Raw genomic sequence first — 17421 nt, 5'->3', positions numbered from 1 at the left:
GTCAATGCGGGCCGGGATGAAAAGTCGGGGGGACTGCCGCCTACCGCGTGACCGCGAGGACGCCGACCACGGCGGCCGCAACCGCGAGCGACGCCGCCAGGACCCCGAAGGCGACGCCGAACGTCGCAGCCTCGGAGAGGTAGCCGACTGCGGCCGGGGCGACGGCGCTCGCTCCCATCATGATCGTGCGGACGACGCCGAGGGTCCCACCGGCGCCGTCGTCGGGGATGACCGTCATCAGGTACGCGTCACGACCGGGGCGCACCCCGTGGAGGCCGACCCCGAGCGCGAGCGTCGCGGCGCCGACGGCCAGGGGGCCGGCCGCCGCGAGCAGCCAGCCGACCGCTGCGACCCCGAGACAGAGCAGTCCGGCGATCACGCGCAGGGGACCGACTCGATCGGCCAGTTCGCCGGAGAGGGGCTGAACCGCCGCGACCACGAAGAAGGCGCTGTACAGCAGGCCGGCGAGGTGCGTATCGATGCCCGGCCGACGCTCCAGAAACAGCGGGAGGAACGCCGTGACACCACCGACGGCGAACGCGAAGCAGACGGTGACGACGACGAACGCGGCGAGGCGCCCGGTGGCGACGGCCGCGAGGGACGACCGGATGCGGACTCCACCGTCGTCCGGCGTGCCCACGGCGCGGTCCGACAGACGTCGCGGCACGCGGACCGCGAACGTCCCGGCGAGACAGAGCCCGGCGAGGGCGGCGACGAGAAAGATCGACTGCCACGGGAGCGCGGCCGCAAGGACGGCGACGACGACCGCGGGCGCGAGGACGCCCCCGAACTCGCCGACGGTGTCGACGACCCCGAGCGCCCGCCCGGTCCGGTTGCTGTAGACGGCCGTGAGGAGGGTGATCGCGACGGTCTTGTGGGCACCGGTGCCGACGCCGACGCCGACCACCGCGACCACGAGGACGGCGTACGTCGTCGAGGCGAACAGCAGGAGGGTGGCGGTCGCGGCGACGACTGCGCCGCCGACGATCACCCGGACGGCCCCGATCCGGTCGGCGAGGGCGCCGGACGGGAACTGCATGAGCGCGTAGCCGCCCATGAGCGCCGAGAACATCGCCCCGAGTTCCGCGTTGGAGACGCCGTACAGTCCTCGAAAGGTGCCGAACAGCGGCGGGACGGCGTAGCGGAGGAACTTCGCCAGAAACCACAGCAGCGCCGTCAGTGCGAGGACGTCGAACGATCCGAGGCGGGGACGCCGGGACGCGAGGCCGGACGGCACGGGAGCAGTATCGAACGGTCACCCACAAAAACACCACCCCGTCGAGGCCGGCCTATCTTTCTTCAAGGCGAGAATCCCGCCTGAGAGCGGGCGTGAAGCCGACAACTGCCTCACGTTCCACCGTCGGTTGCAGGCCGAATACCCCACGACGGCAAATATTTATTAGAATTGGGTGTGTGGAAATCAGTACAGCCAAATGAAGTACAACCTCGAAAAAGGGTCGCACACGGTCTACGCACTCCAATATCACTTCGTGACCGTCACAAAGTACCGCGCGGACATCCTCACCGACGAGATAGCCGAACGCATCGGTGAGATTGCCAGCGACATCTCCGAGGACTTCGGCGTGAGCATCCAGAACGTCAACGGCGGTTCCGACCACGTTCACATCCTGTTCACGGCGAAGCCCACCACGGACCTCACCAAGTTCATCAACTCGCTCAAGGGCGTCACGTCCCGCAAAATCCGTGACGAGAATCCCGAGGTTCGACAGGCGCTCGACAGCGCGTTCTGGCAACCGGGGTACTTCCTCGCCACCACCGGGCAGGTGAGCATCGACGTACTCATGGAGTACGTGGAGGAACAGTAGCGATGTCCACGACCGTCACGAAAACGTTGCAGGCGACGTTCGCGCCCCCCACCGCGCACAAGCAGTCGAAACTCAACGACCTGCTCGAAACCTACCGTGACGGTCTGCAAGCGGCGTTCGACTCCGGGGCGAGTACCATGTCGGCGGTGAGCGACATCGTGACGCCCTACGACCTCCCGTATCAGGCCAAAGCCGCCCTCTGTAACTACGTCCCGAAACTCCGCAAGACGTACAACGCGAAAGAGTTGGACGACGAACACCCGATACGGCTCACGAACCAAGCCGCGAAGTTCGACCACTCGGAGGAACGCGACTACGAGTTCACGTGGTGGGTTCCCCGTCCCGGTCGGGGAACGAACTTCTGGATACCGCTCCGCATCAACCCCGAACAGGAAGACCTCTGGCACGACCTGGTATCGGAGGACGCGAAGGCGGGCGAGATACGGCTTCAACAGCATCGGAAGAACTGGGTACTGCACGTCACCGTCGAGTACCCGGTCGAAGAACCAGCGACGGACGGTGACGCCATGCACATCGGCTTAGACATCGGAGAAACCGCCCTCGTTACGGGCTGTGCCCTCAAGGACGGTTCTCCGACTGACCCGTTCGTGTGTAGCGGAAGCAGAGCGAAGCATCTCCGCAAAGAGACGCACACAACCCTGAAACGCCTCCAAGAGCGTGACGCTTCGGAGTGGCGTATCGAAGAACGCTTCTCGCACTACCAGAACGCACTCACTGACATCGTGGAGAAGGCGTCTCGGGAAGCCGTCGAGTACGCCAAACGGTTTGAGAACCCGGTGTTGGTGATGGGGAATCTGACGTACATCCGTGAGCGTCTCGACTACGGGAAGTACATGAACCGTCGGCTTCACTCGTGGGCGTTCGCCCGACTCCAAGGGCGCATCGAGGACAAGGCGACTGACGCAGGCATCCCGGTCGAGTACGTGAATCCGGCGTACACCTCACAGACGTGCCACTCGTGCAACCGCATCGGTCGGCGGGATTCACAAGCCGAGTTCCGGTGTCCGCACGACGACTGTCACGTTTCGACGTTTCAGGCCGACATCAACGCTTCCGCGAATATCGCACGACGGGTTGACCCGTGGGGAGAGAGCGTCCCGCTTGACAAGGCGGAACGCGATGACTCGCCTCGGGATGGGAGCGGTTGTGACACCGCCACGGCTCCGACCGAGACGGCTTCGCCGTCTCGTGGTCACGAGAGACGTACGTCTCTCGAACGACACCGTGAGATGAGCGAGACACCCTCGCAGATGACGCTCACGGCGTTCCAAGAGCCGGAACCCTCTACCAGCGTTCACGAGACGCAGTCTCGTGAGCCAACCAGAACCGGAGGTTCTGGTGACGACGACTGACCGGTATTCCCCATGCAGGGGAAGCCTCGCCGTTTACCGCGAGGAGGATGTCACCCGAACGGACCCATGCCGCCCATGCCACCCATGCCGCCGCCGCCGTCGCCCTGCTGGAGTTTCTTCATCATCCGCTGCATGTCGCCGTCGCCCATCCCCTGGAACTGCTTGATCGTGCGCTCCATCATCTTGTGCTGTTCGAGGAGTTCGCGGATGGACTCCTCGGGGACGCCGGCGCCGCGGGCGATGCGTTCGACGCGCTCCTGGCCGATGGTCCGTGGGTTCTCCAGTTCGTCGTCGGTCATCGAGTCCATCGCCACGTCGAACGTCCGCATCCGATCCTGGGTCACGTCCATCGCGTCGTCGGGCAACTGGTCCATCAGCCCGCCGCCCATCCCGGGGATCATGTCCATCACCTGATCCAGCGGCCCCATGTTGTTCATCGCCTCCATCTGTTTTTGCATGTCCTTGAGCGTGAACGACCCCTCCATGATGTCCTCGGGGTCCCAGTCGTCCTCTTCGGTCCCCGTCTCGGCCATCGCGCGTTCGACGCGCTCCGAGAGCTGTTTGAGGTCGCCCATCCCGAGCAGCCGGGAGATGAAGCCGTTGGGCTCGAAGCGCTCGATGTCTTGGACCGTCTCCCCGGTGCCGAGGAAGGCGATGGAGGAGTCCGTCTCGTTGACGGCGGTGAGGGCGCCGCCCCCCTTGGCGGTGCCGTCGAGTTTCGTGATGACGACGCCGTCGATGCCGATGGAGTCGCCGAACTGTCGGGCCTGCTCTTTCGCGCCCTGGCCGATGGCGGCGTCGAGGACCAGTAGCGAGCGGTCGGGGTCGACGGCCGACTCGATCTCCTCGATTTCGGCGATCAGATCGTCTTCGAGAGCGTGTCGACCCGCCGTGTCGACGATGTGGACGTCGGCGTCGCTGGTCGCCTCCAGTCCGTCGCGGGCGATCTGCACGGGATCGTCGCCGTCGGGGTCACCGTAGAACTCGACCTCGGCGCGATCGGCCATCTGCTCGGCCTGATCGTAGGCGCCGGGCCGGAAGGTGTCGGTCTGGATGACCGCCGGGCGGAGTCCCTTCTTCGAAAACCACCACGCCATCTTCGCCGCGGAGGTCGTCTTGCCGGACCCCTGAAGGCCGGCGAGCAGGATCGTCTGGGACTCCAGCGGCAGGTCGGTCGACTCGCCGATCAGGTCGACGAGTTCCTCGTAGACGATCTTCAGGACGTGATCCCGCGCGCTCGTTCCACCGGGGGGGTCCTCCTCCAGTGCACGCGTCTCGATCGACTCCGAGAGGTCCATCACGAGGGTGACGTCGACGTCCGCCTGGAGCAAGGAGCGCTGGATCTCCTTGACGACCTCCTGGACGTCGTCCTCGTCGAGCCGGGACTTCCCCTGGAGTTTCGAGAGGGTGCCGCGGAGGGAACTCCCGAGATTGTCGAGTACCATTGTCCTCCGGTACGCGCCGGCGCCGGTAAAGGCTTTGTTCACAGGGGACGGCCGCCGGCACGGCGTTCGCCGGCGTTCGTGATCGTGCCCGGCACCCTCGCGTGTCTCGGACCGCGGCGTTTTTGCCCGATGCCCGCCCAGCCGTGAGCATGAAGACGCCGGGTGGATCCGACGCGGCGAAGCGTCGTGCGGGGGAACACGCCGCGGATCTGGTGACCGACGGCGACGTCGTCGGCCTCGGGACGGGAAGCACCGCGGCCCACGCCATCCGGGCGCTGGGTCGGGCGGCCGATGCCGGTCTCGACGTACGGGGCGTCGCCACCTCCTACGCCTCCCGCGACCTGGCCCGCGAGGTCGGGATTCCACACGTCGACCTCGCCGGAGTCGAGCGGATCGACGTCGCCATCGACGGCGCCGATCAGGTGAGCGACGACCTCGATCTGATCAAAGGCGGTGGCGCCGCCCACGCCCGCGAGAAGGTCATTGCGGCGGCGGCGGAGCGGTGCGTCGTCGTCGTCGATCCGTCGAAGGAGGCAGGGACCCTCGGTCGACCGGTGCCGATCGAGGTGTTGCCGGACGCCCGGGTGACCGTCCGGCGGGCGCTCCGCGACCTTGGTGGGGAGCCGACGCTCCGGGCCGCCGAGCGGAAGGACGGACCAGTGGTGACCGAGAACGGCAACCTCGTCTTCGACTGTGATTTCGGGTCCGTGACCGCGCCCGCGGCGCTCGCGACCGACCTCGCGGCGGTGCCGGGCGTCGTCGAACACGGCCTGTTCGTCGGCCTCGCCGACGAAGTACACGTCGGCCACGCTGACGGCGTTCGCGTGCGGACGCCCTGACGGGCGGACGAACCCGTCGCTGATCGGCGGAGATCCGAAAAAATCCGAAACGGTCGGGCGGTGGACCGACTTACAGGTCGCGCGGCTGGACGGTCTTTCGGTCGTTCTGCTCGGCACGCCGGGCGGCGTCCGCGAGCAGTTCCTCGACTTCCTCGTCGAGAGCATCGTAGAAGTCCGAAGCGACGTTTTTGTCCTGGAGCGCTTCCTTGACGGCGGCTTTGACGATGAGGTCTGCCATACGAGCAGTACATACCCACCCTTATTAATAAGATTTCCCAAATCGGCCGCACGTACCGTCACAGAACCGGTTCTCGCGCATTTCGTCCCAACTATATAAATACTCGGGCCGGAAACCGACACCTACGAGTAGCTCACGGGCGGACGGCGGGTATGCGCGAGGTTCTGGATGCGGTGGCGGCGGGAGAGTTGTCGCCGGCCGAGGCGGAAGCCCGACTCGCCGGGTACGCCACGACCGACGCTGGCCGGTTCGACGCCGCCCGCGAGCGCCGCCGGGGGATCCCCGAGGCGGTGCTCGCGGACGGCAAGACGCCAGACGAGGTGGCGTCGATGGCCGACGCCGCGCTGGAGACGACGGGACGAGTCATCGTCACCCGTGCCGACGACGCCCACGTCGCGGCCATCACGGACGGCCTACCGACGGAGGCGAGCGTCGACCACGACGAACGCGCCCGGACGCTCGTCGTCGAGGCGCCGGGGTTCGAGGCGCCGGCCCTCGACGCGACGGTGGCCGTCGTCACCGCGGGCACCTCCGACGCAGCAGTCGCCGGGGAGGCAGCGACGCTCGTCCGTGCCGTCGGCGCGACGGTCGACCGCGTCGACGACGTGGGCGTCGCCCATCTGGGTCGGATCGTCGACCACCTCGACACGCTGCGTGGAGCGGACGTGGCCGTCGTCGCCGCCGGTCGCGAAGGGGCGCTCCCGACGGTGGTCGCCGGCCTCGTCGACACGCCGGTGATCGGCCTACCGGTGTCGACGGGCTACGGCTTCGGTGGCGAGGGCGAGTCGGCACTAGCGAGCACGCTCCAGTCCTGTACCGTCCTCTCGACGGTCAACATCGACGACGGCTTCACCGCGGGAGCGCAGGCGGGACTGATCGCCCGGGCTGTCGCCGCCGCCCGCGACGGGGGATCGGCGTAAAATAGCCCATCACGACACCGGACGCGAATATTCCTGGACGCACGTATGATTTTCACGTGCGCGCGCGTGAGCATTTAGGCGTGTGCGCCCAACCCAAGTTACCGGCACCCGCTGTAGCCGGTTCAATCATGGCACGCTGCGATCACTGTGGGTCACACGTCTCGGAGCGCTTCGCGCGGGTGTTCGCCGACGCGAGTGGGCGGATCCTGGCTTGTCCGAGCTGCTCGGCCAACGCTGGTATCGCCGAAGCCTCCAGACAACGCACCCCAAACGCGTAACCACTGCAGCGACGTTCGACCACCACGCGAAGCCACCTTCCACGCATCCCACCCGGCCGTCGACGGCCACGATCGACCGTCGGCGCTTATACACGCGGCCGGCGTGGCCTACGACATGCACTACGTCTACGTCCTCGAGTGTGCCGACGGCACGTACTACACGGGCTACACGACCGACGTGGAGCGCCGTGTGGCCGAACACGACGCCGGCGAGGGCGCGAAGTACACCCGCGGTCGGACGCCGGTGGACCTCGTTCACGTCGAGTCCTACGGCACGCGGTCGGCGGCGATGTCCCGCGAACACGAGATCAAGTCCCTCTCCCGGCAGGGCAAAGAGCGACTGGTCGCCGGCGTGGACGCCGAGTGACCGCCCGGGGCGTGAGCGTGGACGTTCGTCCACCGCTCGGGCGACGCCCACCTTTTTGCCACCGCCGCCGGAGGGCAACGTATGGACGCCATTTCCTTCGGCACCGACGGGTGGCGCGCCCGCCTCGACACCTTCACCGACGAGCGGGTGCGCGTGGTCGGCCAGGCAGTCGCGGACTACCTCGACGACGAGGGAGCGGACGCCCCGGTCGCCGTCGGGTACGACGCCCGCGCGACCTCCGAGGGCTTTGCCGAGTCGCTGGCCGACGTACTCACCGCCAACGGGTTCGACGCCGTCCTCCCCGAGCGCGACTGTCCGACCCCCGTGATCGCGTGGTCGGTCGTGGACCGGGGGCTCGCCGGGGCGCTGATGGTCACCGCCTCCCACAACCCCCCGGCGTACAACGGCGTGAAGTTCATCCCCGGGGACGGCGCCCCCGCGCTGCCCGACGTCACCGACGCCATCGAGGCCCGCCTCGCCGCCCCGCGGGCCGAGGGGCCGCGGGGATCGGTCGAGCGCGCGCCGCTCGTCGACGCCCACGCCGCCCACGCCCGCGAACTGCTCGACGCCGACCTGTCGGGGCTGACGGTCGCGTACGACGCGATGCACGGCAGCGGCCGTGGCGTGACGGACGCCCTCCTCGAATCCGCGGGGGCGACCGTGATCCGCCGCCGCTGTGAGCGGGACACCTCCTTCGGCGGCATCCCCCCCGAACCGAGCGCAGAGCATCTTGAGGGCCTCGTCGACCTCGTGGTCGAGGGCGACGCCGACCTCGGGATCGCGAACGACGGCGACGCCGACCGCCTCGCGGTCGTCACGCCCGAGCGGGGCTTTCTCGACGAGAACCGCTTTTTCGCCGCCATCTACGACGCGCTTCTCGCCGCCGATTCGGGGCCCGCGGTCCGCACCGTCTCGACGACCTTCCTGATCGACCGGATCGCGGCCGCCCACGGCGAGGAGGTGATCGAGACGGCGGTCGGGTTCAAGTGGGTCGCCGAGGCCATGGTGGAACACGACGCCCTGATCGGCGGCGAGGAGTCCGGCGGCTTCTCCATCCGCGGCCACGTCCCCGAGAAGGACGGCGTGTTGATGGCGTTGCTCGCGGCGGACGTCGCGGCCACCGATCCGCTCGACGACCGGGTCGATCGACTACTCGACACCCACGGCGACGTCGTCGCCGACAAGGTGAGCGTCGACTGCCCGGACGACCGGAAGGCGGCCGTCATCGACGCCCTCGGCGACGCCATCCCCGACGCCGTCGCCGGGCGACCCGTCGAGGACGTCGTCACCCTCGACGGATTCAAACTCCTGTGTGCGGACGGCTCCTGGCTGCTCGTGCGCCCGAGCGGGACCGAACCCAAGATGCGGGTCTACGCCGAGGCCGAGAGCCGCGACCGGGTGGACGCCATCCTCGAGGAGGGCCGGGAACTGGTGGCGGCGCTCGTGTGACCGTCGGCGAAGTCGACATTTCCATATTCCTTCGCCCCCGAGGCCGGATATGGACGCACCCGACACCGATCCGCGGGTGATCGACGCGTGAGCGGCGCCTACGGACCCCTCTCGCGGGTTCGCCGGCTGCTCGCGTCCGAGATGGCCGCCGTCCGCTGGTGGCTCCTGGTCGTCGCGGCCGAACTCGCCCTCGTCACCGCCTACCTCGCCGTCACCGACGTCGTCATCACCGAACCCCGGTACGTCGTCTACCCGTTCGCCTGGATCAACGTCGGCGTGTGGGCCATGCTCCGGATCCGGACGCCCGCCGTCGACCGCCGACAGTGGAGCGTCGCGGCTGCCCTGTCGGCGGGCTACCTGTTTCTCTTGCTGGTGGCCGGGGGCACCCTCCAACTCGGGATCGGCGGTCCACTCGCCGGCGGCGCGGTCGCCTCGGTCCACTGGAACATCCCGGGGCTGGGGCCGATCCTCGTCTACGGGACGCCCCGGGTCCGGCTGTCGATCATCCCGTTCAAGGTGGTCGGCTACGTCGCCATGTCCTACCTCGTCTACGCCCGCCTGCTCGATGCGACCGGGGCGGTGCTCTCCGGTGTGCTGGGGCTGTTCTCCTGTGTGGGCTGTGCCTTCTCCCTCCTGTTGCCACTGCTCGGCGCGACGACGCTGTTCGGGTCGGCGCTGACCGGCCTCGCGTGGGACCTCTCGACCGTCGTCTTCCTGTTCACCGTCGCGCTGCTCTACTGGGCCGACGAGGTGGGGGTCGCGGCCCGACGGTGGCTACCGCTCTAAGCGCCCGCGGAGGCGGTCGCCGTCCCCCATCGGTTCTGTCTCGAACCCCAGCGACTCGTAGAACGGACGCAGGCCGGGGTCGAACGCGGCGACGAGACGCTCCCGGCCTTCGGCGGCCGCCGAGACGAGCGCTGTGCCGACGCCCCGCCCCCGCCACCGCCGGCGGGTCGCCACCGCGGTGATCCGGTCGCCCTCCCGAACGAGGGCGCCGACGACCCGGCCCTCGACGGTCGCCACGAGGACCGTCCCCGCGTCGATGCGGTCCCGCACCCGTTCGGCGTCGGCCGTCAGCATCGCGCCGTCGACGACGCGCATCACGTCGAGGTGGTCGTCGGCGGCGGCCGGGCGGACCCGCACGCGGTCGTCCACCGTGGTCGCCGATCCCTCGTCCGCGTTCGTCCCCCCCTTCACCAGTCTGAGGACACGCACCTCGTCGGCCGCGAAGTCGACCGGGCGGTCCTCGGGGACGGGAGCGTCGTCGACGAGGACGGCCGCCTCGTGAGGGCTAAAGGAGAGGGCCACGAGCAGATCGCCGTAGGTGGCGTCGGCGTCGAGATCCAGCCGTCGGCTCCCCTCGCCCACCACCTCGACACGAACCGTCGGCATGGTCGAGGGGAGTCGGCCGACCGCCCTGAACCTTCGGGTTCCACTCAGTTTATGTGGCGACCGCCCCCTTCGATACGGTATGAGCGATACCGAGGGGTCGGCGGCGGGGCGGGAGATCTGGATCGAGAAGTACCGCCCGCAGACCCTGGCGGACGTGAAAGGACAGGACGACATCGTCGACCGACTGCAAAGCTACATCGCACAGGAGGACCTGCCGCACCTCCTGTTTTCGGGACCGGCCGGCATCGGCAAGTGCGTAACCGGCGAGACGCCGGTTCTGACGAATCGCGGGGTCGAACGGATCGGGGAGATCGTCGACGACGTGGACGGGTTCGCCCCTCCGGACGACGACCTAGAAGTGTTGACGTTCGACGAACGTGGTTCATTCGAGTTCATGGCGCCGTCGCACGTCTTCGGGAAAACGACGGACGACCTCGTTCGTGTCACGACCCGTGACGGTAACGAGTTGACCGTGACGCCGGAACACAGACTGTTGACTATCGGTCACGACGGACTGGAGTGGCTTCCTGCCGGTGACCTCGACGCCGGTACACGCGTGGTCCGCCCGCGACGGTCCCCACTTCCGCAGGGAACGGATCGGCTGAACTGGATCGACGCGATGGACGGCGACCGGACGTTCGTTCACGTCACCGAGGCGTTCGCCGCCCAACACGACATCCCGGCCGAGGAGAGCTACGTCGGCATAAAGAAGCGCGCCGTTGCTGGATTCAGACGGGGAGAGTCGGACGACACCATCGCCGACGCCGCCGGCACCCCGAAGAAGACGGTGCAGTCGTATCGCCGGACGCTGGACGTATCCCTCGACGAACCGAGTACCGTCTGCTCGCTGTCGTATCTCCGTGACATCGACGTTTCTCACGACGAGCTACGGAACCACGTCACTGCCGTCCAGTACGTCAACCGCAACAACCAGCGATCCGCTCCGATAACGCCGCCGTGGGAACTCACACCGACGCTGGCGTCGTTCGTCGGATTGGCCGTGAGCGAGGCTCGAATAGACGGCGGGCGGGTGAAGTTCTACAACACCGACGACGGATTGCTCGACCGATTCGAGACGGCGGCCGAGTCGGCGTTCGGCGTCGAGCCGCGGCAGGGGATACAGGACGGCGTTCCGTACCGGGAGATCAATACCCGGACGCTGACCCACTTCCTCGAATCCTGTTTCGACGCCATGGGCGGGACGGACGGTGTCGGCTCCGCGCTCGTACGCGCCGACGGGTCGAGTCGAGCGGCGTTCCTCCGGGCCGTTTTCGACGCCGAGGCACACGTTACTGACGGCGGGGTGATCGAACTGACACAGAAGAACGAACGCCTCGTCACGCTCCTCTCGTACTTGCTTTCGGGATTCGGAATCCCGAGCAGACGCAAGCGCGAGCGGAAGACGCCGACGAACGGGTCGGGAACCGAACGGGAGTACCACACCCTGTACGTCTCCAGCTCCGACCATCTCGAACGGTTCGCCGACGAGATCGGCTTCACGATCGACCGAAAGGCCGAACGACTCGCGGACAACGTCGCCCGCGACTCGAACCCGAACGACGACACGGTACCGACACAGACGGCAGTCGACACGCTCTGTGAGCCGCTCTACCTGACGAAAGGCGACCACGTTCCGGAGAGCCTGAATCCCGAGTCGCCCGGCCGCGAGCGGTATCTCGACCGTGTGGACGATCTCGTCGACGCTGCCACGGGGCGTCTCGAAGACGCACAGCGGACGCTCGAACGGATCGACGAACTCGCCGCCGACCTCGACACAACCGTGGCGATCCCTGCGGAATGGCTCCGCACACGAGGCGAACTGGAGCCCATCGAGATGCGTCGAACGCTCACAGAACAGGTCGGCGTCCGGCCCGACCGGCTCCTGGAATATGCGGACGGACGGCGGACGCCCGGAAGCGAGCGCACGATAGAACTCCTTGATCGCCTCGACGGGATCGGTGCTGACGTCGACATAGATCACGTTCGAACGAAGCTTGCGGACGGGATCGAGGTGCTAGGCGTTCCGTACGCCCACGTTGCCGAGGGAACCGAGATGCGTGGGACGGACGTACAGAGCCTCCTCGACGGTGGCAACGACCTCGGGTCGTTGACACGGTTCCGAACCGTCGCGGATCGTCTCCGATCCGTCGCGGCTGGAATGCTGTCCGACGAAGTGCTCGACGCACTCACGACGTTACACACGCTCACGGACGCCGACCTCTACTTCGACGAAGTCGAATCGGTCGAGCGTGTCGACGAACCGCAGCGAGTCTACGACCTCACCGTCCCCGGAACTCGCAACTACGTCGCCGGTAGCGTGCCGACGGTGATGCACAACACCACCTGCGCCACGGCCATCGCCCGCGAGGTGTACGGCGAGGACTGGCGGGGGAACTTCCTCGAACTCAACGCCTCGGACCAGCGCGGCATCGACGTGGTGCGCGACCGAATCAAGAACTTCGCGCGGTCTTCTTTCGGTGGGTTCGACTACCGAGTTATATTCCTCGACGAGGCGGACTCGTTGTGCGTGCCGCCGGGGACTGAGGTGGTTACCGGGTATCCGTCGAAACCCGAAGTGAAGCCGATAGAGGAGGTGAGCGAGGAGGGAGAACCGATTCCATCGGTCGATTTCGAGACGAACGTGATCCAGTCCGACAGCGGAAAACTCGTCGATTCGGGCGTCGCGGACTTCTTCGAGATGGAACTAGAGGACGGTCGGACGATCCTAGCGAGTTTGAGCCACCCATTCTTCGTAGTTGACGAAGAGGGACAACTCGTGGAAAAAGAGTTGCGTGACCTGTCCCCGGGAGACGAGATCGCGGATTTCAAAGACGACATCGGCGTGTCGCGGTGCGAAATCTGTGATGCTTGGACGGCCGGGCGGTTCTGCTCCGTCGACTGCAAGGACGAGGGACACAGCCGGGATATGAGCGGCGAACGGAACCCGATGCACGGGACGACGTGGTCGGACGAACGGCGTCAGAAGATCGTCGAGAAACTCTCTGACGGGCGGTTCGCTGGCGAGAACAACCCGAACTACGGTGGAGCGTTCCACGGGACCCACGTCTGGGAGATGGACGACGAGACGGTCGCGCGAGTCCGCGAAACGATAAGCGAGATGCGGTCCGGAACCTCGTGGGAGGAGTGGGTCGTCGACGCCGATCCCGAACGGGTCAAAGACGAGATCGGGGAGGCTTCGTCCGAGTGGTGGGCGAGTCTCAGCGACGAGGAAAAGGCAGCGGTCATCGAAAAGAGCGTCGAGAACTGCGATTACCCGGTCTGTGATATCCGTGGCGACAACAATCCCATGCGCGATCCCGAGGTTGCACGGAAGGTCTCGGACGCATTACAGGGACACGATCCCACGGGAGGAAACGTCAGACATAGCGACGAACTCGGTCACCTCGTTCGGTCGGATTGGGAGTACGAAGTCGGAACAGCGTTACAGGACGCGAATATCGACTACGAGTACGAGCCGGCGTTCGAACTGTCCGAATCGGTGTACCATCCCGACTTCTTGGTCGACGATACGGTCATCGAGGTCAAAGGGGTCGCCGAACTGTGGGGGCAGACGGAGAAGGTCGAAGAGTTCCTCGAAACCTACGGCGACGAATACACGTTCGTCGTCGTCGGCGACGGGGATCTCCCCCACCACGAACACTACGAACGGTCCGAGTTCGATCCGGCCGTCCTGTCGGACGGGGGCCTGCAATCGGTCCCAACCGTCGGAATCAGCCGTATCGAACACAGCCACCGCGGAGAAGCCTACAACATCAGCATGGAGGGGACGCCGAACTTCATGCTCGCTAACGGAATACTGACGCACAACACCTCCGACGCCCAGTCAGCACTTCGTCGCACGATGGAGCAGTTCGCGGACAACACCCGCTTTATCCTCTCGTGTAACTACTCCAGTCGGATCATCGACCCGATTCAGTCACGGTGTGCGGTCTTCCGGTTCTCGCCGCTGCCGGACGACGCGATCGAAGCACAGGCCCGCGAGATCGCCGAGGCGGAGGGGATCGAGGTGACCGACGCCGGCATCGACGCGCTGGTCTACGCGGCCGGCGGCGACATGCGACGGGCGATCAACACGCTGCAGGCGGCGGCGACGACCGGCGAGGTGGTCGACGAGGAGGCCGTCTACACCGTCACCAGCACCGCCCGCCCCGAGGAGATCGAATCGATGGTCGAGGCCGCGATCGAGGGAGATTTCCCGCGTGCGCGGTCGACGCTGGAGACGCTCCTCGTGGACTCGGGCATGGCGGGCGGCGACGTGATCGATCAACTCCACCGGTCGGCGTGGGAGTTCGACCTCGGCGACCGGCGGACGGTCCAGTTGATGGAGCGACTGGGCGAGGCCGACTACCGGATCACCGAGGGCGCCAACGAGCGAGTGCAGTTGGAGGCGATGCTGGCGGCGCTGGCGCTGGAGGAGTCGTAGCGGGGCCGCACCGCCGCTGACGGGCCGGAGACGCGTTCCCGGAACTGTTTTAGGCCGAGACGGGCCAAGGAGGGTGTAATGAGCGAACTCGAAGACGCCTACCGCCTCGAGTACTTCGAGGAGGAGGGGTTCACACGACAGGAGTGTGCCTCGTGTGGCGTACACTTCTGGGCGCGGGTGGACCGCGACACCTGTGGCGAGCCACCCTGTGACGACTACGACTTCATCGGTAGTCCCGGGTTCGACGAGGCGTACACGCTCGAAGAGATGCGCGAGGCGTTCCTCTCCTTTTTCGAGGACAACGGCCACGAGCGCATCGATCCCTACCCCGTGGCGGCGAACCGCTGGCGCGACGACGTCCTCCTGACGCAGGCGTCGATCTACGACTTCCAGCCGCTGGTCACGTCCGGCGAGACGCCGCCGCCGGCCAACCCCTTGACGATCAGCCAGCCCTGCATCCGGATGCAGGACATCGACAACGTCGGCAAGACCGGCCGGCACACGATGGCCTTCGAGATGATGGCCCACCACGCGTTCAACGTCCGCGAGGACGCCGAGGACGACTACGCCTACGAGGGCGAGGTGTACTGGAAAGACGAGACGGTCGCCTACTGCGATCGGTTCTTCGAGTCGATGGGTGTCGACCCCGCGGAGATCACCTACATCGAGGACCCGTGGGTCGGCGGCGGCAACGCCGGGCCGGCCTTCGAGGTGATCTATCGCGGCCTCGAACTCGCCACGCTCGTGTTCATGTCGATGGAGCAGGACCCCGACGGCGAGTACGAGATGAAAGACGGCAACCGCTACAGCCCGATGGACACGTACATCGTCGACACGGGCTACGGGCTGGAGCGGTGGACGTGGATGAGTCAGGGGACGCCGACGGTGTACGAGGCGGTGTATCCGGAGATGATCGACTTCCTGACCGAGCACGCGGGGATCGAACATACGGACGAGGAGCGGGCGCTGATCCGCGAGGCCGCCCGCCTCTCGGGCTATCTCGACGTCGACGAGGTCGAGGACCTCGCGTCGGCCCGCGCCGAGGTGGCCGAGGAACTCGGCGTCGACGCCGCCGAACTCACCGCCCTGCTGGAACCGATGGAGGACGTCTACGCCATCGCCGACCACTGCCGGACGCTCGCGTACATGCTCGGCGACGGCATCGTTCCCTCGAACGTCGGCACGGGCTATCTCGCACGGATGGTACTTCGGCGGACCAAACGCCTCGTCGACGGCCTCGGCATCGACGCGCCGCTCGACGAACTCGTCGACATGCAGGCCGAGCGGCTGGGCTACACCAACCGCGATACGGTCCGCGACATGGTGCGGACCGAGGAGCGCAAGTACCGCGAGACGCTCGAACGCGGCAGCCGGAAAGTCGAGAGCATCGCCGAGGAGTACGCCGACCGCGACGAGCCGATCCCCCGGGAGACGCTGATCGAACTCTACGACTCCCACGGCATCCAGCCGGACATGGTCGCGGACATCGCCCGCGAACACGGCGCCACGGTCGACGTGCCCGACGACTTCTACGGGCTGGTCGCCGCCCGTCACGAGGGCGGCGGCAGCCCGGAGACCGCGTCGAAGCGTGACGACCGACTGGCCGACCTCCCCGAGACCGAACGACTCTTCTACGACGATCCGGAGCGAATCGAGTTCGAGGCGGTCGTCCTCGACGTGTTCGAGCGCGAGGATGGCTACGACGTGGTGCTCGATCAGACGATGTTCTACCCCGAGGGAGGGGGGCAGCCGGCCGATACGGGCGTTCTCTCGACGGACGAGACGACGGTCGAGGTAACCGGCGTGACGCGTCGCGACGGCGTGATCCTCCACCGGACGACCGGTAACCCCGGCAAGGGCGAGTTCGTCACGGGCCGGATCGACGCCGACCGACGGTTCAGCCTGATGCGTCATCACACCGCGACCCACGTCGTCGGACACGCCGCCCGGCAGGTGCTCGGCGACCACGTCCGCCAGGCCGGCGCCCAGAAAGGGACCGACCGGTCGCGGCTCGACGTCCGTCACTTCCGGCGCATCACCCGCGATGAGGTCAAGGATATCGAACGCGTCGCCAACGAAATCGTGACCGGCAACCTGCCGGTCACCCAGGAGTGGCCCGACCGCCACGAGGCGGAGGCCGAACACGGGTTCGACCTCTATCAGGGTGGGGTCCCGCCGGGCCAGCAGATCCGGCTCATCCACGTCGACGGGGACGTCCAGGCGTGTGCGGGAACACACGTCTCGCGGACGGGTGACATCGGCGCGATCAAGGTGATCACAACCGAGCCGATCCAGGACGGCGTCGAACGGATCGTCTTCGCGGCCGGCGAGGCCGCCATCGAGGCGACCCAGCGGACCGAGGACGCCCTCTACGATGCCGCGGACGTCCTCGACGTCTCCCCCGAGGACGTGCCCGAGACGGCAGACCGCTTCTTCGAGGAGTGGAAAGAGCGGGGCAAGCAGATCGATCGGCTCAAGGAGGAACTCGCGGAGGTGCGGGCGGCGGCGACCGACGCGGACGCCGTCGACGTCGGCGGCGTCTCGGCCGTGATCCGGCGGATGGACGCCGACGCCGACGAGTTGCGCGCCACCGCGAACGCGATCGTCGACGAGGGCGCGGTGGCCGTCCTGGGGAGTGCCGCCGGCGGGAGCGCCCAGTTCGTCGTGGGCGTCCCCGACGACGTCGATCTGAACGCCGGCGAGGTCGTCGGCCGTCTGGCTGCCCGTGTCGGCGGCGGTGGCGGCGGCCCGCCGGACTTCGCACAGGGCGGCGGCCCCGACGTCGACGCACTCGACGACGCGCTCGACGACGCCCCCGACGTGCTCCGGGCAATCCGGAACGCCTGACCG

The 17421-nt window shown here is 67.1% G+C and carries 14 protein-coding genes; 10 read left to right on the top strand and 4 right to left on the bottom strand.

Annotated features, from left to right (window positions below; all coding sequences use genetic code 11):
- Positions 1–40: 40 nt before the first annotated feature.
- Positions 41–1237 (bottom strand): MFS transporter, encoded by a 1197-nt coding sequence (locus NBT82_RS09035; RefSeq protein ID WP_251331194.1) that lies wholly within the window; start codon positions 1235–1237, stop codon positions 41–43.
- A gap of 196 nt (positions 1238–1433) precedes the next feature.
- Between NBT82_RS09035 and tnpA the strand changes: the two genes are divergently transcribed.
- Positions 1434–1826: an IS200/IS605 family transposase gene (tnpA, locus tag NBT82_RS09030; RefSeq protein ID WP_251331193.1), complete on the top strand. Its 393-nt coding sequence runs from the start codon at positions 1434–1436 to the stop codon at positions 1824–1826.
- A 2-nt stretch (positions 1827–1828) separates the two neighbouring features.
- Positions 1829–3199 carry a transposase gene (locus NBT82_RS09025; protein WP_251331192.1) on the top strand — a complete coding sequence of 457 codons (1371 nt, stop codon included), beginning with the start codon at positions 1829–1831 and terminating at the stop codon, positions 3197–3199.
- 50 nt (positions 3200–3249) lie between these two features.
- Here the strand turns inward: NBT82_RS09025 and NBT82_RS09020 are convergent, their stop codons facing one another.
- A complete protein-coding gene (locus NBT82_RS09020) occupies positions 3250–4644 on the bottom strand; it encodes a signal recognition particle protein Srp54 (RefSeq protein ID WP_251331191.1) in 1395 nt (464 codons plus the stop codon).
- 149 nt (positions 4645–4793) lie between these two features.
- On the opposite strand from NBT82_RS09020, the gene rpiA reads away from it, so the two are divergent.
- Positions 4794–5483, top strand: a complete 690-nt coding sequence (gene rpiA, locus NBT82_RS09015; protein WP_251331190.1) for a ribose-5-phosphate isomerase RpiA — start codon at positions 4794–4796, stop codon at positions 5481–5483.
- A 70-nt stretch (positions 5484–5553) separates the two neighbouring features.
- Here the strand turns inward: rpiA and NBT82_RS09010 are convergent, their stop codons facing one another.
- Positions 5554–5721, bottom strand: a complete 168-nt coding sequence (locus NBT82_RS09010; protein ID WP_049937578.1) for a DUF1931 family protein — start codon at positions 5719–5721, stop codon at positions 5554–5556.
- Positions 5722–5873: 152 nt separating this feature from the next.
- Here NBT82_RS09010 and larB point away from each other — a divergent pair, with 152 nt between their 5' ends.
- From larB to NBT82_RS08990, 5 genes are all read left to right on the top strand, one after another.
- Complete coding sequence (gene larB, locus NBT82_RS09005) at positions 5874–6641, top strand: nickel pincer cofactor biosynthesis protein LarB (protein WP_251331189.1); 768 nt, start codon at positions 5874–5876, stop codon at positions 6639–6641.
- Between the two features lie 128 nt (positions 6642–6769).
- On the top strand, positions 6770–6919 hold the full coding sequence (locus tag NBT82_RS20290) for a DUF7563 family protein (RefSeq protein WP_425601768.1): 150 nt from the start codon (positions 6770–6772) through the stop codon (positions 6917–6919).
- A 115-nt stretch (positions 6920–7034) separates the two neighbouring features.
- On the top strand, positions 7035–7286 hold the full coding sequence (locus NBT82_RS09000; protein WP_251331188.1) for a GIY-YIG nuclease family protein: 252 nt from the start codon (positions 7035–7037) through the stop codon (positions 7284–7286).
- Positions 7287–7367: 81 nt separating this feature from the next.
- Positions 7368–8735, top strand: a complete 1368-nt coding sequence (locus tag NBT82_RS08995) for a phosphoglucomutase/phosphomannomutase family protein (RefSeq protein ID WP_251331187.1) — start codon at positions 7368–7370, stop codon at positions 8733–8735.
- Positions 8736–8822: 87 nt separating this feature from the next.
- On the top strand, positions 8823–9521 hold the full coding sequence (locus NBT82_RS08990) for a DUF7546 family protein (RefSeq protein ID WP_251331186.1): 699 nt from the start codon (positions 8823–8825) through the stop codon (positions 9519–9521).
- Here NBT82_RS08990 and samp2 read toward each other — a convergent pair.
- Positions 9510–10127 carry a ubiquitin-like small modifier protein SAMP2 gene (gene samp2, locus NBT82_RS20190; protein ID WP_345780686.1) on the bottom strand — a complete coding sequence of 206 codons (618 nt, stop codon included), beginning with the start codon at positions 10125–10127 and terminating at the stop codon, positions 9510–9512. The genes NBT82_RS08990 and samp2 overlap by 12 nt on opposite strands.
- A gap of 79 nt (positions 10128–10206) precedes the next feature.
- On the opposite strand from samp2, the gene NBT82_RS20185 reads away from it, so the two are divergent.
- Positions 10207–14571: an LAGLIDADG family homing endonuclease gene (locus tag NBT82_RS20185; RefSeq protein ID WP_345780685.1), complete on the top strand. Its 4365-nt coding sequence runs from the start codon at positions 10207–10209 to the stop codon at positions 14569–14571.
- 78 nt (positions 14572–14649) lie between these two features.
- Positions 14650–17418, top strand: a complete 2769-nt coding sequence (gene alaS / locus NBT82_RS08960; RefSeq protein WP_251331185.1) for an alanine--tRNA ligase — start codon at positions 14650–14652, stop codon at positions 17416–17418.
- Positions 17419–17421: the final 3 nt, after the last annotated feature.

The sequence above is a fragment of the Haloplanus sp. HW8-1 genome, assembly GCF_023703795.1.
GTDB lineage: Archaea > Halobacteriota > Halobacteria > Halobacteriales > Haloferacaceae > Haloplanus > Haloplanus pelagicus.
The sequence above is the reverse complement of the archived record's forward strand: the minus strand, read 5'-3'. Positions and strand labels throughout refer to the sequence as shown.

What these genes read in the sequence shown, in the direction of transcription:
- NBT82_RS09025 (WP_251331192.1), top strand. Translation starts at nt 1,829, where the DNA reads ATGTCCACGACCGTCACGAAAACGTTGCAGGCGACGTTCGCGCCCCCC.
- NBT82_RS08995 (WP_251331187.1), top strand. Translation starts at nt 7,368, where the DNA reads ATGGACGCCATTTCCTTCGGCACCGACGGGTGGCGCGCCCGCCTCGAC.
- NBT82_RS20290 (WP_425601768.1), top strand. Translation starts at nt 6,770, where the DNA reads ATGGCACGCTGCGATCACTGTGGGTCACACGTCTCGGAGCGCTTCGCG.
- rpiA (WP_251331190.1), top strand. Translation starts at nt 4,794, where the DNA reads ATGAAGACGCCGGGTGGATCCGACGCGGCGAAGCGTCGTGCGGGGGAA.
- NBT82_RS20185 (WP_345780685.1), top strand. Translation starts at nt 10,207, where the DNA reads ATGAGCGATACCGAGGGGTCGGCGGCGGGGCGGGAGATCTGGATCGAG.
- alaS (WP_251331185.1), top strand. Translation starts at nt 14,650, where the DNA reads ATGAGCGAACTCGAAGACGCCTACCGCCTCGAGTACTTCGAGGAGGAG.
- tnpA (WP_251331193.1), top strand. Translation starts at nt 1,434, where the DNA reads ATGAAGTACAACCTCGAAAAAGGGTCGCACACGGTCTACGCACTCCAA.
- NBT82_RS09000 (WP_251331188.1), top strand. Translation starts at nt 7,035, where the DNA reads ATGCACTACGTCTACGTCCTCGAGTGTGCCGACGGCACGTACTACACG.
- samp2 (WP_345780686.1), bottom strand. Translation starts at nt 10,127, where the DNA reads ATGCCGACGGTTCGTGTCGAGGTGGTGGGCGAGGGGAGCCGACGGCTG.
- larB (WP_251331189.1), top strand. Translation starts at nt 5,874, where the DNA reads ATGCGCGAGGTTCTGGATGCGGTGGCGGCGGGAGAGTTGTCGCCGGCC.
- NBT82_RS09010 (WP_049937578.1), bottom strand. Translation starts at nt 5,721, where the DNA reads ATGGCAGACCTCATCGTCAAAGCCGCCGTCAAGGAAGCGCTCCAGGAC.
- NBT82_RS09020 (WP_251331191.1), bottom strand. Translation starts at nt 4,644, where the DNA reads ATGGTACTCGACAATCTCGGGAGTTCCCTCCGCGGCACCCTCTCGAAA.